The organism is Mesorhizobium sp. P3_A9 (genome assembly GCF_056402975.1).
This window is the reverse complement of sequence record NZ_JBFUGJ010000125.1, coordinates 1-15,504: the sequence shown is the minus strand read 5'-3', so window position 1 is coordinate 15,504 and position 15,504 is coordinate 1. Positions and strand designations below refer to the sequence as shown.

Annotated in this window: 12 protein-coding genes; 4 read left to right on the top strand and 8 right to left on the bottom strand. The window is 60.9% G+C overall.

Annotation, left to right across the window (positions count from 1 at the left end; genetic code table 11):
• The 5 genes from AC1DX0_RS18125 to AC1DX0_RS18105 all read right to left on the bottom strand — a co-directional run.
• On the bottom strand, positions 1-1,388 hold a 1,388-nt coding region (locus tag AC1DX0_RS18125), incomplete at its 3' end, for an AAA family ATPase (protein WP_477356313.1).
• Between the two features lie 49 nt (positions 1,389-1,437).
• Positions 1,438-1,965, bottom strand: coding sequence for an ABC-three component system middle component 5 (locus AC1DX0_RS18120; RefSeq protein WP_477218375.1), 528 nt, complete (start codon positions 1,963-1,965; stop codon positions 1,438-1,440).
• Positions 1,965-2,540 (bottom strand): ABC-three component system protein, encoded by a 576-nt coding sequence (locus AC1DX0_RS18115; RefSeq protein ID WP_477356311.1) that lies wholly within the window; start codon positions 2,538-2,540, stop codon positions 1,965-1,967. Before AC1DX0_RS18115 ends, AC1DX0_RS18120 begins: the two co-directional genes overlap by 1 nt.
• Positions 2,541-2,546: 6 nt before the next feature.
• Positions 2,547-2,720 carry a hypothetical protein gene (locus AC1DX0_RS18110; protein WP_477218377.1) on the bottom strand — a complete coding sequence of 58 codons (174 nt, stop codon included), beginning with the start codon at positions 2,718-2,720 and terminating at the stop codon, positions 2,547-2,549.
• 59 nt (positions 2,721-2,779) lie between these two features.
• Entirely contained in the window at positions 2,780-5,059 is a 2,280-nt protein-coding gene (locus tag AC1DX0_RS18105) for an NADP-dependent malic enzyme (protein WP_477356309.1), read from the bottom strand.
• A 214-nt stretch (positions 5,060-5,273) separates the two neighbouring features.
• Between AC1DX0_RS18105 and mutS the strand changes: the two genes are divergently transcribed.
• The gene (mutS, locus tag AC1DX0_RS18100) at positions 5,274-8,003 is read left to right on the top strand and encodes a DNA mismatch repair protein MutS (protein WP_477356307.1); all 2,730 of its coding nucleotides are present in this window, start codon (positions 5,274-5,276) and stop codon (positions 8,001-8,003) included.
• A gap of 245 nt (positions 8,004-8,248) precedes the next feature.
• Here mutS and AC1DX0_RS18095 read toward each other — a convergent pair whose 3' ends face one another.
• The 3 genes from AC1DX0_RS18095 to AC1DX0_RS18085 all read right to left on the bottom strand — a co-directional run bounded on the left by AC1DX0_RS18095 (position 8,249) and on the right by AC1DX0_RS18085 (position 12,128).
• Positions 8,249-9,094, bottom strand: a complete 846-nt coding sequence (locus AC1DX0_RS18095) for an aldo/keto reductase (protein ID WP_477218380.1) — start codon at positions 9,092-9,094, stop codon at positions 8,249-8,251.
• A gap of 87 nt (positions 9,095-9,181) precedes the next feature.
• On the bottom strand, positions 9,182-9,571 hold the full coding sequence (gene copM / locus AC1DX0_RS18090) for a CopM family metallochaperone (RefSeq protein WP_477356305.1): 390 nt from the start codon (positions 9,569-9,571) through the stop codon (positions 9,182-9,184).
• Between the two features lie 43 nt (positions 9,572-9,614).
• Positions 9,615-12,128: a heavy metal translocating P-type ATPase gene (locus tag AC1DX0_RS18085; protein WP_477356303.1), complete on the bottom strand. Its 2,514-nt coding sequence runs from the start codon at positions 12,126-12,128 to the stop codon at positions 9,615-9,617.
• Between the two features lie 188 nt (positions 12,129-12,316).
• Between AC1DX0_RS18085 and AC1DX0_RS18080 the strand changes: the two genes are divergently transcribed.
• The 3 genes from AC1DX0_RS18080 to AC1DX0_RS18070 form a co-directional block, all read left to right on the top strand.
• A complete protein-coding gene (locus AC1DX0_RS18080; protein ID WP_477218383.1) occupies positions 12,317-13,120 on the top strand; it encodes a glycosyltransferase family 25 protein in 804 nt (267 codons plus the stop codon).
• A gap of 391 nt (positions 13,121-13,511) precedes the next feature.
• A complete protein-coding gene (locus tag AC1DX0_RS18075; RefSeq protein ID WP_477218384.1) occupies positions 13,512-14,309 on the top strand; it encodes a glycosyltransferase family 25 protein in 798 nt (265 codons plus the stop codon).
• Between the two features lie 90 nt (positions 14,310-14,399).
• A partial coding sequence (locus AC1DX0_RS18070) for a [protein-PII] uridylyltransferase family protein (protein ID WP_477356301.1) occupies positions 14,400-15,504 on the top strand: 1,105 nt, incomplete at its 3' end.

Genomic DNA, 15,504 nt, shown 5'->3' with positions numbered 1-15,504 from the left:
CTATTATTCTCATATTCAATTACCGCCAACAGCGCATCTAGTTCTTTCTGGAGCCCCTCGCGTTGAGAAGACAACTCCTCAACCTGAGAAACAATCTCACTTCTAGTAGCTAATTCCTCCAGCTTCTTAATCAGATAGCCCGCCTGCCGATTCAGATTCCGCAATTCTGAGCGCATAGCGGTCGTAGGGGTCTTAACAGAGACACGATAATGGCGATTGGCTTGCTCCCAGAGTTCTCTTTCACCCGCCAACCTGGAACGTAATTCCCTTATTTCGATATCTCTGAGTCCCTGCAGTTCCAAGGATTGTTCCTTCTGCCGGCTAAACTCATTTATCAACTTCAACGACCGCGAATGGGTACGCGACTTATCGAACGGCTCCTTACAGAGCTTGCAGGCACCCTCCACGCCATGATCCGCAACAGGTTCCAAACATGACGGGCAATATTGAAAGTCCAGCCGCCCAAATTCCTCTACCACTGCATGCGAATTTTGGAGCTGGTAAAGCTTGGCGTCCAGCGCTGCAATAAATTGGGCAGAGTCCGCCTGCTCAAGCGCCACCCTCGTAATTTTCTCCTCGAGCTCCGCTATCGTTGATTGAAGTGCCACAATTCGCCTGTAGGTCTCATCTTGGTCGTTCAGAGTGAGACGATCATCAAATTGAGCATGGAATATATTGTCTTCGATCTCCTCGATCTTCGTGTTCGTCGCCAATAGTTCCTTGTCGACCTTTGCTCGCTCAGCCTCAAGCCACTCTCTGGTCAGAGGCACGCCACCAGAGGAATACATATTGATGATCGACTTGATTTTTACCTGAATGTCGCGAAACTCAATGCCGGCCTCATTGTAACGAATCTTCGCGCGGTAGAACCGGTCGCTAAATGCCCCACACAGCAGATCGCCGACAGTCTGCCGCGTAACTRCATCATCAAACTGTTGAAATCTAAATATCTTGTCAACAGGACTCAGCTGGTCAGAGTACATGAGGCGCAATATTTGATTCATTGTTATTTTTGTTTGGTTTTCACCGAGCTGCACCTCAGGCAAACCTAGAAATCGAAATAGAACCTGCGAAAAGCTGTCCTTGCTGCTACGTGCGTACGAATAGATCTCCCACCCTGCAGATGCGGATACGAGAGACTCGTCCAGATCGCCAATGTAAATGCGCATCGGTCGCCCTGACTGATCGGATATTTCCCTAGATAGGGTGACCGCGCTGCCATTTATGGACGCTTGCAGGTAGATGGTGTCACACTTTAGCGCCACCTCGCGCCAATCAAACAGATCTCCGCCCAGTCCGTAGAATAGAAAGTCCATTATCGTGGACTTTCCGGACGAATTTTCCCCTCTTATGATATTTAAGCCGCCATGAAATCGTTCATCAAACACGATGTTTCCACGGCTAAAGACGACAAGCCGGTCAACTCGTATGTTAGGCCTAAACATAGTCATAGCGAAACTCCTCCAGCCCCGATCTATCCTTAAGGCCGTCAGCACCGGCGAGAGGAACTTCGTTCAGTCGCATCACTAGGAATTCGAGCAGGATTTTGTTCTTTGCGATGAAAGCGGTTATGTTGGGCATCAAGGTCGCGGGAAGCGGCTCCGAAGTTCGCTTTACGACGCCACCCCTGAGCATTTCTGTATCAACAAAACCATACGAGCCGAGACTGTTTATGGCAGCAAGTTGCGAAGCCCGCATTCGCCGTAACATCACCCGAGGGTCCGGGATTTGCTCGTAAACGTTTTGCAAATAGGTACGTCGTAGTACGTTCCTGTCTCGAATAAAGCCCGCTATCTTTTGAGAGCCCCTAATCGTACTTGCTCTCCACGGGAAGCATACGTAGAAATCATAAATAAACAAACGCTCAACTTCGAAGTTTATGCCTTCTGCAAACTCCAAGATCGCACTCATACGAAACACGGCATGAAATGGATCTTGAGATGCGCTGTACGTTATCGAGTTCATTAGTGCCACCGCACATAACACTTGTCCGCAAGCCAGTATATCATGCCGCGAACGTGATTCCGATTTATAAGTATATCTTCGCTGCCGGCACCTATCTCAATAAATATTTTATCTATTATATGAGTATCTACTATATTTTGGACCGAGCTGAAATCCAATGAATTTATTATCGGACATATCTTTTCCTCGAAAACATCATGTATAATCGACAAAAAATATGCGAATAGCTCCTGTGCAGAGCTGAACTCTTGGTACTTCAGCAAAAGCTTTACAAACTCTTCTTTTCGAAGAATCGCCGACGTGTACGATATGTTGTATCCGCTAGCCTCTATCTTTGCTTTAAGTCCAACTATTTCCGACTGATCGCGCTGATCGACAAAATACCTAAGATTGTCTACAAATGTATTTTCAATATCTTTATTATCTTCTTTAATCTGTATTTCTAACTTCTTAAGCCATAAGGACACCTGAGAAACACTCTGGGGCCCGATATTGTATTCGTTTTTAAATATATYGCGACCGGCTTGATCGCCTTGGACAGCCGCACGCGACTGATTTGCGTAAACTGTTTCCATGATAACTTATTTTTTCAGATCACGTCCCGCTTGATCTCCTCCCACCTTGCTGTCCCGCTGATCAGAAAAACTGGCGTTTGCTCCTTGGCGAATTCGCTGAACTGTTAAAGTAACACCACACCCAAGGACAAAGCCGATCAGGCCGCTAATAAGCGATATGTAATCTTGTATCTTTTCCATGAAATCCGACTCCCCCCTGCGGAGATTACCATGATATCTACTAGCTTGAAAGCGCGGCCTCAAGTCCCCGCCGTATAAGCCGCGATCGCCGCCATGTTGACAATGTCGCTATCCTTGGCATTCAGCGACACGATCTGGACCGGCTTGTTCAGCCCCACCAGCAGCGGGCCGATGACSGTSGAGCCGCCGAGTTCCTGYAGCATCTTGGTCGAGATCGARGCCGAATGGAACGCCGGCATGATCAGCACATTGGCCGGGCCGGTCAGCCTGATGAACGGRTATTGCGCCATGGCGCGCGCGTTGAGCGCGACGTCGGCGGCCATTTCGCCGTCATACTCGAAATCGACACGGCGCTTGTCGAGGATGCGCACGGCTTCCTGGACGCGCTCGGAGCGTTCGCCCTGCGGGTGGCCGAAGGTGGAGTAGGCGAGCATGGCGAGCCTTGGCTCATAGCCCATGCGGCGGGCGAAGCCGGCCGCCTCCTCGGCGATGTCGGCGATCTGCTCGGCGTTCGGCATGTCGTGCACGGCGGTGTCGGCGACGAGGACAGTTTTACCCCGCGCCAGCACGATCGAGACGCCGATGACGCGGTGGCCGGGCTTGGCATCGATGACGCGGCGGATGTCGTCGAGCGCGGTGGAATAGTTGCGGGTGACGCCGGTGACGATGCCGTCGGCGTCGCCCAGCGCCACCATGCAGGCGGCGAAGTGATTGCGGTCGTTGTTGATCAGSCGCTGGCAGTCGCGGAACAGRAARCCTTTGCGCTGCATGCGTTCGTAGAGATAGTCGGTGTAGATGCCGTTGCGGCGCGACAGCCGGGCATTGATGATCTCGATGCCTTGYTTGTTSARGTCGATGCCGGCGTKCYTGGCGTTTTCCTTGATGACRTCGTCGCGGCCGAGCAGGATGGCGGTGCCGAGCYKCTGGTTCACATAGGAGACGGCGGCGCGCATSACCTGCTCYTCCTCGCCCTCGGCGAAGACGATGCGCTTGGGCTGGCGGCGCACGCGATCGTAGATACGCTGCAAGGTCGAGGCGATCGGGTCGCGGCGGGCGGACAGTTCCTGGGCGTAGCGATCGAGATCGAGGATCGGCTTGCGGGCGACGCCCGACTCCATCGCCGCCTTGGCCACCGCCAGCGGAATGGCCGAAATCAGGCGCGGATCGAACGGCACCGGGATGATGTAGTTGGGGCCGAATTTCGGCCGGTTGCCCTGATASGCSGCGGCGACATCGTCRGGCACGTCCTTGCGCGCCAGATCGGCGAGCGCRCGKGCMGCGGCGATCTTCATGTCGTCATTGATGGTGGTGGCCCGCACATCCAGCGCGCCGCGGAAAATGTAGGGGAAGCCGAGCACGTTGTTGACCTGGTTCGGATAGTCCGAACGGCCGGTCGCCATGATGGCATCGGTGCGGATCTCGGCCACTTCCTCCGGGGTGATTTCCGGGTCTGGATTGGCCATGGCGAAGATGATCGGGTTCTTGGCCATCGACTGCACCATGGCGGTGGTCAGCGCGCCCTTGGCCGAGAGGCCGAGGAAGACATCGGCGCCGTCGAGCGCCTCGGCGAGGCTGCGCGCCTCGGTCTTGACCGCATGCGCCGACTTCCACTGGTTCATACCTTCGGTGCGGCCCTGAAAGACCACGCCCTTGGTGTCACACAAGGTGATGTTTTCCGGCGCAAAACCCATCGCCTTCATCAGCTCGATGCAGGCGATACCGGCGGCACCGGCGCCGTTGCAGACCATTTTCGTCGTCTTCATGTCGCGGCCGGTGATTTCCAGCGCGTTGATCAGGCCGGCGGCCGAGATGATGGCGGTGCCATGCTGGTCATCGTGGAAGACCGGAATGTCCATCAGCTCGCGCAGCCGCTGCTCGATGATGAAGCATTCCGGCGCCTTGATGTCTTCCAGGTTGATGCCGCCGAAGGATGGGCCGAGGAAGCGCACGCAGTTGATGAACTCGTCGGCGTCTTCGGTGTCGACCTCGAGGTCGATGGAATCGACATCAGCAAAGCGCTTGAACAGCACCGCCTTGCCCTCCATCACCGGCTTGGAGGCCAGCGCACCGAGATTGCCGAGACCGAGGATGGCAGTGCCGTTGGAGATGACCGCAACCATGTTGCCGCGCGTCGTGTAGTCGAAGGCGCGGCTGGGATCCTCGGCGATGGCCAGGACGGGCACCGCGACGCCAGGCGAATAGGCGAGGCTCAGATCGCGTTGGGTGGCCATCGGCTTGGTGGCGACGACCTCCAGCTTGCCGGGGCGCCCCATGGCGTGGAATTCGAGCGCTTCCTGCGCGCTGACGGACGGACCGCTGTTCTCGGTTTTCCTGGCCATGATGCTTTTGATTTCCTCGCCGGTGCAGCACCTCCTTGGAAAGCGGGTGCTTTGTTTCGGTCCGAATTAAGACCACGCGCCGCCGCGTGTAAACCGCCGGCACGCGGGAATCGCGGATCGGATGGGAAATTGCGAATCTGGCCGCCTCGGTCGTCCCCTGCTTTTCGCGGCCCCGGCATTAAACCGCGCGATCACATCTGCTAGCGTGCCGCGCATGAACATGCACAGCCCGAACGAGCCGGACGCCCCCGAGGTGATGACGCCGCCACAGCCCGGCGCAGCCGCCGTCACGCCGATGATGGAGCAGTTCATCGAGATCAAGGCGGCGAACCCGGATTCGCTGCTGTTCTACCGCATGGGCGATTTCTACGAGCTGTTCTTCGACGATGCCGAAAAGGCAAGCCGGGCGCTGGGCATCGTCTTGACCAAGCGCGGCAAGCACCAGGGTCATGACATCCCGATGTGCGGCGTGCCTGTGCATGCGGCCGACGACTATCTGCAGAAGCTGATCGGCCAGGGATTCCGTGTCGCGGTGTGCGAGCAGATCGAAGATCCGGCCGAAGCCAAGAAGCGCGGCGGGAAATCGGTGGTGCGCCGCGACGTGGTGCGGCTGGTGACGCCGGGCACCATCACCGAGGACAAATTGCTGGCGCCGTCGGAATCGAGCTTCCTGATGGCGCTGGGGCGGGTGAAGGGCGGCAGTGACCACAGCTTTGCAATTGCCTGGATCGACATCTCGACCGGCGCCTTCCGCGTTGCCGAGACCACGGCCGACCGGCTGCTGGCCGACATCTTCCGTGTCGATCCGCGCGAGATGATCGTCGCCGAGCCGGTGTTCCACGATCCCGAACTGAAGCCGGTGTTCGACGTGCTCGGCCGCGTCGCCAACCCGCAGCCACCGTCGCTGTTCGATTCGGCCTCGGCCACCGGGCGCATCGCCCGCTTCTTCGAGGTGGCGACGCCGGACAGCTTTGGCACCTTTTCGCGCGCCGAACTGTCGGCGATCTCGGGCGCCATCGCCTATGTCGAGAAGACGCAGAAGGCCGAGCGTCCGCCTTTGTCGCGGCCCGAGCGCGAAGAGCAAGGCTCGACCCTGTTCATCGATCCGGCGACGCGCGGCAATCTGGAACTCTTGCGTACGCTATCGGGCAGCCGCGAAGGCTCGCTGTTCAAGGCGATCGACCGCACGGTGACCGGTGGCGGCGCAAGGCTGCTCGCCGACCGGCTGATGGCGCCGCTGACCGACCCGGTGGCGATCGGCGCCCGCCTCGACTCGGTATCGTTCTTCCGCTCCGAAACCCGGCTTTGCCAGGCGGTGCGGACGAGCCTGAAGAGCGTCGCCGACATGCCGCGCGCGTTGTCCCGGCTGGCGCTCAACCGCGGCGGCCCGCGCGACCTCGGCGCGCTGCGCGCCGGTTTCGAGGCGGCCGGCGCGATCGCCGACATCTTCGCCGCGACCGCCCTGCCMSRGGAATTGGCTGRYGCRATGGCCGCSATCCAGGCGCTGCCCCAGGCRCTTRCCCRGCAYCTGAYGCAGGCGCTSGGCGAGGAACTSCCGCTGTTGAAGCGCGACGGCGGYTTYGTCCGTGGCGGCTATCATGCCGAGCTCGACGAGATGCGGGCGCTGCGCGACGAATCGCGAAAGGTCATCGCCGGGCTGGAACGCTCGCTGATCGAGGAGACCGGCATCCGTTCGCTGAAGATCCGGCACAACAATGTGCTTGGCTACTATATCGAGGTGACCGCCAACCACCATGCGATCATGACCGGCAGCGATGGCGCCAAGGCGCGCTTCATCCACCGGCAGACCATGGCCAACGCCATGCGCTTCACCACCACCGAGCTTGCCGAGCTCGAGACCAAGATCGCCAATGCCGCCGACCGGGCGCTGAGCATCGAACTGGCGGCTTTCGATGCGCTGACGGCGGAAGCCGTCGGCGAGGCGGAAAAAATCCGCGCCGGCGCCGACGCGCTGGCCGTGATCGATGTGTCGGCGGCGCTCGCCCTGTTGTCGGAAAGCGAAGCCTGGTGCCGGCCAGTGGTGGATTCCAGCCTCGCCTTCGAGATTTCCGGCGGCCGGCATCCGGTGGTCGAACAGGCGCTGCGCCGTTCCGGCGAAGGCCCGTTCGTTGCCAATGATTGCGACCTGTCGCCGGAGGGCAGCGCCAAGAACGGCGCGATCTGGCTGCTGACCGGCCCGAATATGGGCGGTAAATCGACGTTCCTCAGGCAAAACGCGCTGATCGCCATCCTGGCCCAGACCGGTTCGTTCGTGCCGGCGGCATCGGCCCATATCGGCGTCGTCGACCGGCTGTTCTCGCGCGTTGGCGCCTCGGACGATCTGGCGCGCGGCCGCTCGACCTTCATGGTCGAGATGGTCGAGACGGCGGCGATCCTCAACCAGGCCGGCGAACGGGCCCTGGTGATCCTCGACGAGATCGGCCGCGGTACCGCSACSTTCGAYGGCCTRTCGATYGCCTGGGCGGCGGTSGARTACCTGCACGARAAGAACCGCTGCCGGGCGATCTTTGCCACCCATTTCCAYGAAATGACCTCGCTMGCCGGCAAGCTGSCGCGSCTCYMCAAYGTCACCATGCGGGTCAAGGAATGGGAARRCGACGTSGTCTTCCTGCACGAGGTCGGCAAGGGTGCSGCCGACCGCTCCTACGGCGTGCAGGTGGCGCGGCTCGCCGGCCTGCCGGAAGCGGTGGTCGACCGGGCCAAGCAGGTGCTGCACCAATTGGAAGAAGGCGAGGTTTCCGGCAAGACCAACCGGCTGGTCGACGATTTGCCGCTGTTTTCCGTGGCGGTGAAGCGTGAAATGCCGAAGCCGGTGAAGAACGACGCTTTGGGCGCCGCGCTCGGCGACATCAATCCCGACGAGATGACGCCACGGGAGGCGCTGGAAGCGCTGTACCGGCTGAAGGGTCTGGCGGGAAAATAATTTAGCAATCTGGGCGGCGTCGGCGCAACTGCCAATCTCCCCCCTCGTGGGGGAGATGTCCGGCAGGACAGAGGGGGGCGTCGTAGAGTGCTGAGCTTGCTTAACCTGATCTCTGATGATGCTCGGCAGAAAATGGGCGAGGAAGCCGTCACTGTAAGATTGATATATGTTGGCGGGCCAGCGCCCCCCTCTGCCCTACCGGGCATCTCCCCCACGAGGGGGGAGATTGCAACTTCACCCGCCGCTCAGATCATCTCCAGCCCGCGCTTGCGTGTCGGTGGCGGGAAGGCGCGGTTGAGATCGGCGAGGTCTTCGCCTGCTAGTTTGATGTCCAGCGCAGCAAAATTCTGGCGCACGTGCTCCTGGCTGCTGGCCTTGGGAATGGCGACAACGCCCTCCTGGTGCATCACCCAGGCCAAGGCGATCTGTGCCGCGGTCGCATTGTGGCGGGCGGCAACGGCATCGAGCCTGGCATTGCGCGCCAGTGCGCCCTGCTCGACCGGCGAATAGGCCATCAGCGGGATGCCGCGCTTGCGGCTCCAGGGGGCGAGATCGAATTCGAGGCCGCGACGGACCAGATTGTAAAGCACTTGGTTGGTCTGGACATTGCCGCCATCGGGCAAGCCGGCCAGGTCCTCCATTTCCTCGGTGTCGAAATTGCTGACGCCCCAATGGCGGATCTTGCCGGCCTTCTTCAAGGCCTCGAAGGCCTCGACCGTCTCCGCCAACGGTACGTTGCCCGGCCAATGCAAGAGATAGAGGTCGATGCGGTCGGTGCGCAGGCGCTTCAGGCTGTTCTCGCAGGCGCGCTGCACGCCCGCGCGCGAAGCGTTCGACGGTAGAACCTTCGAAACCAGGAAGGTCTCGTCGCGGCGCCCGGCGATAGCTTCGGCCACCACTTCCTCGGCGCCACCGCTGGCATACATTTCGGCGGTGTCGATCAGCGTGATGCCAAGGTCGAGGCCGAGCTTGAGCGCATCGACCTCGCCAGCACGGCGGCGAGAATCCTCGCCCATCTTCCACGTGCCCTGGCCGAGAACAGCAATGGCTTCGCCTTGGGGTAGCGTGATGGTTCTGATGGTCGACGACATGGCAGGCTCCGTTTGAGGCCGGATCGCATCACAGGGCGGACGAGAAATCCAGAGGCGTTCTCGCCCAATTCTTCGTCACGAAGCGGCTCACTTCACCGGATGAGCGGCGAGCCAGTCCTGCATCTGCTTAATCTCGGCTTCCTGCGCGGCGATGACGCCTTCGGCGAGCTTGCGGATTTCCGGATCCTTGCCATTGGCAAGCTCGACCTTGGCCATGTCGATGGCGCCCTGATGGTGCGGGATCATGCCGCGGMCGAARTCGACATCGGCATTGCCGGWRTATTTGACCATCATGTCCKTGTGCATCTTGTCCATCGCCKTCTTGTAGCCGACGGTGGCAGGGCTTTGCGCACCCATCGCCATGCCGGCCATGTTATGTTTCATCTCTTCGCTCTGCGCCGGAACGCTTTCGAGGAAGACGGCGAGCAGCATTCCGGCCGCCATCAGCAAAAGCACGAGTTTTTTAGCCCAGGTCATTCATGGTCTCCTGTTGAATGGGTTTCGTATTTGGGGGTTTGGATCAGAGTTTCAACGTCCGCAGACGCAATGCGTTTGATATGACCGAGACGGAGGACAGGCTCATCGCCGCCGCCGCCAGCATCGGCGACAAAAGCGTGCCGGTCAGCGGATAGAGCACGCCGGCGGCGACCGGCACGCCAAGCACGTTGTAGAGGAAGGCGAAGAACAGGTTCTGGCGGATGTTGCGAAACGTCGCCTGGGCGAGCTTACGGGCCCGGACGATGCCGTTGAGGTCACCCTTGACCAAGGTGATGCCGGCGCTTTCGACCGCGACATCGGCGCCGGTACCCATGGCGATGCCGACATCGGCGCTGGCCAAGGCCGGTGCGTCGTTGACGCCGTCGCCGGCCATGGCAACGCCGGCGCCCCTGCCGCGCAGCTCCTCGACTAGGGCTGCCTTCTGTTCCGGCAGCAGACCGGCGCGAACCTCATCGATACCGAGGCTTCTGGCAATCGCCTTGGCGGTGCGCTCGTTGTCGCCGGTCGCCATGATGATCCTGAGGCCGCTGTCATGCAGAGCCTTGATCGCCTCGGCAGTGGTCGCCTTGATTGGATCGGCGACGGCGACGATGCCGGCCAGTTTTTTGCCGACCGCGACGAACATCGCCGTCTTGCCATCGCCCTGCAGAGCTTCGGTTCTGGTGGCGATGGGTGCGATGTCGATGCCGAGATCGGCCATCATCGCCGCGTTGCCGAGTGCGACCTGCTGSCCCGACACSRTGCCGGAAACACCYTTGCCGGTGACCGCCTCGAAAKCGCYGGCTTCRGYGATCGTCAGGCCACGGGCGCCGGCACCCTCGACGATGGCCTCGGCSAGCGGATGCTCSGAGCCCTTCTCCAGTGCGGCGGCAAGCGCCAGCAATTCGTTTTCGGCCATGCCCTCGACAGCGACAACATCCGTCAGTTTCGGCCGGCCCTCGGTCAGCGTGCCGGTCTTGTCGACGATCAGCGTGTCGACCGAGGCAAAGCGTTCGAGCGCCGCGGCTTCCTTGATCAGCACGCCGGCATGCGCCCCGCGCCCGGTGGCGGTCATGATCGACATCGGCGTGGCGAGGCCGAGCGCGCAGGGACAGGCGATGATCAGCACCGAGACGGCCGAGACGATGGCGAAGATCAGGCTGGGCTCCGGGCCGAAGACGGCCCAGGCGATGAACGCCACCACGGCGACTAGGACGACGGCCGGAACAAAATAGAAGGAAACGCGGTCGGCCAACCCTTGAATCGGCGCGCGCGAGCGCTGTGCCTTGGCGACGAGTTCGACGATGCGCGCAAGCGTGGTCTCGGCGCCAATCCGCTCGGCGCGCATGATCAGCGAGCCGTTCTTGTTGAGCGTGCCGCCGGTCAGGGCGTCGCCCTCGACCTTTTCGACCGGCAGCGGCTCGCCCGTGATCATGGATTCGTCGATGGAAGAGCGACCTTCGAGCACGGTGCCGTCGACCGGGATGGCGTCGCCTGGCCGGATGCGCAAGCGATCACCGGCCTTGACGCTGTCCAGCGGCACGTCGGTCTCCGAACCGTCTTCGGCGATACGCCGTGCGGTCTTGGGCGCCAGATCGAGCAGAGCGCGGATCGCCGATCCGGTCTTTTCGCGGGCACGCAATTCCAGCACCTGGCCGAGGAAGACCAGCGCGACAATAACGGCCGCAGCCTCGAAATAGACCGGCACCGCACCGCCATGGCTGCGGAACTGATGCGGGAAGATGTCCGGGAAAAGCGTAGCGACGACGCTGTAGAGATAGGCCGCGCCGACGCCAAGCGAGATCAGCGTCCACATGTTGGGGCTGCGGTTGACGACCGAGTCCCAGCCGCGATGGAAGAAAGGAAAGGCAGCCCACAGCACCACTGGGCTTGCCAGCGCCAGCTCGATCCAGACCTTCGTGCGATCATCGACCCAGCCTTCGAACGTCACCCCGACCATCGGCGCCATGGCGATGATCAGAAGCGGGATCGACAGGACCGTGCTGACCCAGAACCGCCTGGTGAAATCGACCAGCTCGGGATTTGGCCCTTCATCGCCTGATGGTACGCCCATCGGTTCCAGCGCCATGCCGCAGATCGGGCAGGAGCCGGGCTTGTCGCGGATGATCTCGGGATGCATCGGGCATGTGTATTGCGTGCCCTTGGGCGCCGGCACCGGCGCCGGCCTGTCGCCGAGATAGGTTTGCGGCGCCGCCTCGAATTTCGCCTGGCAAGCGGCGGAACAGAAATAGAAGCCCTGGCCTTCATGGCGGACAAAGTGCCTGGCCGTGGCGCGATCGACGCTCATGCCGCAGACGGGGTCGGTGGCCGTCAGATAGTGTTCCGGCGCAGCCTGGAATTTCGTGCGGCAACCTTCGCTGCAGAAATGATAGAGGCGGCCGCCATGCTCCGATGTCGGCTTGCCGGCGGCCGGGTCCACGGTCATGCCACAGACCGGATCGCGCAGAACCGCATCCACGGCCGCACCTTTCGCCGCACAGCAGCCGCCATGGGCGCCGGGGTGGTCGCCGTGGTGATCATGGTCTGAATGCGTCATTCCAAAATGCCTTTGTGCCTCTGCCTGCGGAGGTAGTGCTTCCAGTAACTGGAAGGTCAAGGGCTGTGCCGATTTTTCTCGTTTCGAGTCCGTCCAGGGCTGGTCGCCCCGAAAAAGCCCACATTGAGTAGCGGAGCGTATTCTAATATACGCCGACCCCTCCAACGTGATGCCGATCCCGTCGAGACATGAAATGTCTGGTCATCAATCTTGATCGGTCACCTGACCGGCTTGCCCATGTCACGGCGGAGTTTGCCCGCATCGGCATCGCCTTCGAACGAATCACCGCAATCGACGCCCGCGAGCATCCGGACCTGATGCTCCAGCCGCAGCATGCGAAGTACGCCATACGGCGCCTGTCCCCCAGCGAGATCGCCTGCATGCACAGCCATCGCGCCTGCTGGGCTGTCATTGCTCATGACGAAGCGCCCTTCGGCGCCGTCTTCGAGGACGACATTGTGTTCTCCGCGAATGCCGGCGCCCTGCTTGCCGATGGTGGCTGGATTCCGGCCGATGCCGATGTCGTCAAGATCGAGACATTCTTCAGCAAGACCATGATCCAGAGGAAGAAGACCGCTGTCGGTCACGGTTTTTCCGTGTTCAGGCTCCGCAAGAGCCATATGGGGACCGGCGGCTACATCCTCTCCAGACAGATGGCGCGCGATCTGCTCGATGCCACCGCGCAGGCCAACGCGGCCGCCGATGACATCCTCTTCAACCCGGTGTTCCCGACGTCGGGTGAAAAGACGATCTACCAGCTTGTTCCGGCGCTCTGCGCGCAGGACCAGTTCATGGGCAACAGGCTGCCAAGCCTGCTTTACGAGGAACGCGAAGCCGAATGGATCGCAAGCGGGCTGACCACGAAACGCCGAAAACCCCTCCGCGAAAAGATGAGAGTGGAAACCAGGCGCGTCGCCGAGTGGATTGTCGACCACTGCAGATTACGGCGGTACACGGTTGTCCCCTTCGATCCACCAGAAGCAGAACGATAGACCTGTTTCCGGCCGCCAGGGCCTGATATCCGGCGCGGCCACAACGCGCAGAGACATCCGTGAAAAGCCAGCTTATCCGGCACCCACGGTTGGAAACTGCTTGACCTCGAGGACAATCTTGGGCTCCGGGCGAATTCCGCCTTGCCGCCAGTGACCTTGAATAGAAAATTCCTCCGGCCACCCGCAACATGTCATCCCCCGGTAATCCTGGGAAGATAGTCTGGTTCAAAAGCTTGGCTTTCTGATTTTGGCATAATATCCACTCCAGAAAAGATCAACAACCATAACGTCATCTGTGCTAGAAGGCTCCTGCGCTGCTTGGCGGCTCCCGCCGGTTCCGGTGGAAGCAAGGATTTTGTACAAAGAATTTTGAACAGAATAGCTCGTAAGAATGAAGCGTCTGGTTATCAATCTCGATCGATCTCCCGACCGGCTTGCCCACATGGCGTCGGAGTTCGCCCGTATCGGCATCGGGTTCGAGCGGGTCGCGGGGATCGATGCCAAGGAACATCCCGACCTGGTACTGCAGCCGCAGCACGCAATACACGCCATCCGGCCGCTCGCCGGCAGCGAAGTCGCCTGCCTGCATAGTCATCGCGCCTGTTGGACGATCATTGCCCAGGATGACGCCCCGTATGGCGCCGTATTCGAGGACGACATGGTCTTCTCCAGCAGAGCCGGAGCCTTGCTGGGCGATACGAGTTGGGTGCCGGCGGACGCCGATGTCGTGAAACTCGAGACGTTCTTCTCCAGAACCGTGATCCAGAGGAGGAGGACCTCCGCCGGACATGGTTTTTCCATGGTCCGGCTCCGCAAGGGCCATCCGGGGGCTGGGGGGTACCTGCTTTCGCGGCAAATGGCACGAGACTTTCTGAAGGCAACGGCGCAGATCAACATAGCCGTCGATGACCTCATCTTCGACCCCATCATGTCAGCCGGCAGGACTGTCTACCAACTTGTTCCCGCGCTCTGCGCGCAGGACCAGTTCGTCGGCGAAAGGCTGGCAAGCCTGCTTGACCAGGAACGCGACGCCGCGCGGACCGTGAGCGGGCTTATGACAAGGCAGAGGAAGCCGACTGCGGTGAGAATCAGCAGAGAGGCCAGGCGAACCATGAGGTGGATCGCCGATTTCTGCAGATTCCGGCAACGGATTGTCGTTCCCCTCGATCCGATCGACGCAACGGAGTAGGCCGCTTGCCGGGCCACCGGCAGGCCCCATACCCAGCGCCGCGAAAACGCGCTATAGACGCCGCCCAAATGGCAAGGCCAACCGGTACCTATGGCGAAAATCTCCCTGAAGCTCGATGAACTGATCGACGGCGAAGCCTTGCGCCGCGAGATGACCGCGCTGACGACGGCCACGGCCGGCGACGGTTCCGGAGCGGCCGCCCGCGCCGGCGTTCTCCAGCTTCTCAAGGCCCGGCTTGCCGAAGGCCGAAAGATCGCCGAGGCCATGCTGAAGCAAGATGGCGGCGGCAACGCCTGTGCYGAGCGGCTGTCGCATCTCATGGATGAGCTGATCCGGGCGCTCTACGATTTCGCGGCGACGCATGTCTACCGGGTGAAGAACCGTTCGTCGGCCGAACGCATGGCCGTTGTCGCGGTCGGCGGCTATGGCCGCGGCACGCTGGCGCCTGGATCCGACATCGATCTTTTGTTCCTCTTGCCCTACAAGCAGACGCCGTGGGGCGAGCAGACCGTCGAATACATGCTCTACATGCTGTGGGATCTGGGCCTAAAGGTCGGCCACGCCACCCGCAACATCGATGAGTGCCTGCGGCTGTCACGCACCGACATCACCATCCGCACCTCGATCCTGGAAGCGCGCTTCCTGTGGGGCGAACGCAAGCTCTATGACGAGCTGATGCTGCGCTTCGACCATGAGGTGGTGCGCACCACCGGCCCGGAATATGTCCAGGCCAAGCTCGCCGAACGCGACGATCGCCATGCCAAGGCCGGCGAGAGCCGCTATCTGGTCGAGCCCAACGTCAAGGACGGCAAGGGCGGCCTGCGCGACCTGCAGACGCTGTTCTGGATCGGCAAGTATTTCTACCGGGTGCGTACCGGCGAGGAACTGGTCGACAAGGGCGTCTTCACCGAGGCCGAGTACCGCGAGTTCCAGAAGGCCGAGGACTTCCTGTGGGCAGTGCGCTGCCACATGCATTTCCTCACCGGGAAGGCCGAGGAGCGGCTGCATTTCGACATCCAGCGCGAGATCGCCGAGCGGCTGGGTTACACCACCCATCCCGGCCTGTCGGCAGTCGAACGCTTCATGAAGCACTACTTCCTCGTCGCCAAGGATGTCGGCGACCTGACCCGCATCTTCTGCGCCGCGCTCGAGGAGGAGCAGGCCAAGCATGTGCCGGGCTTCAACCGCATCTTCC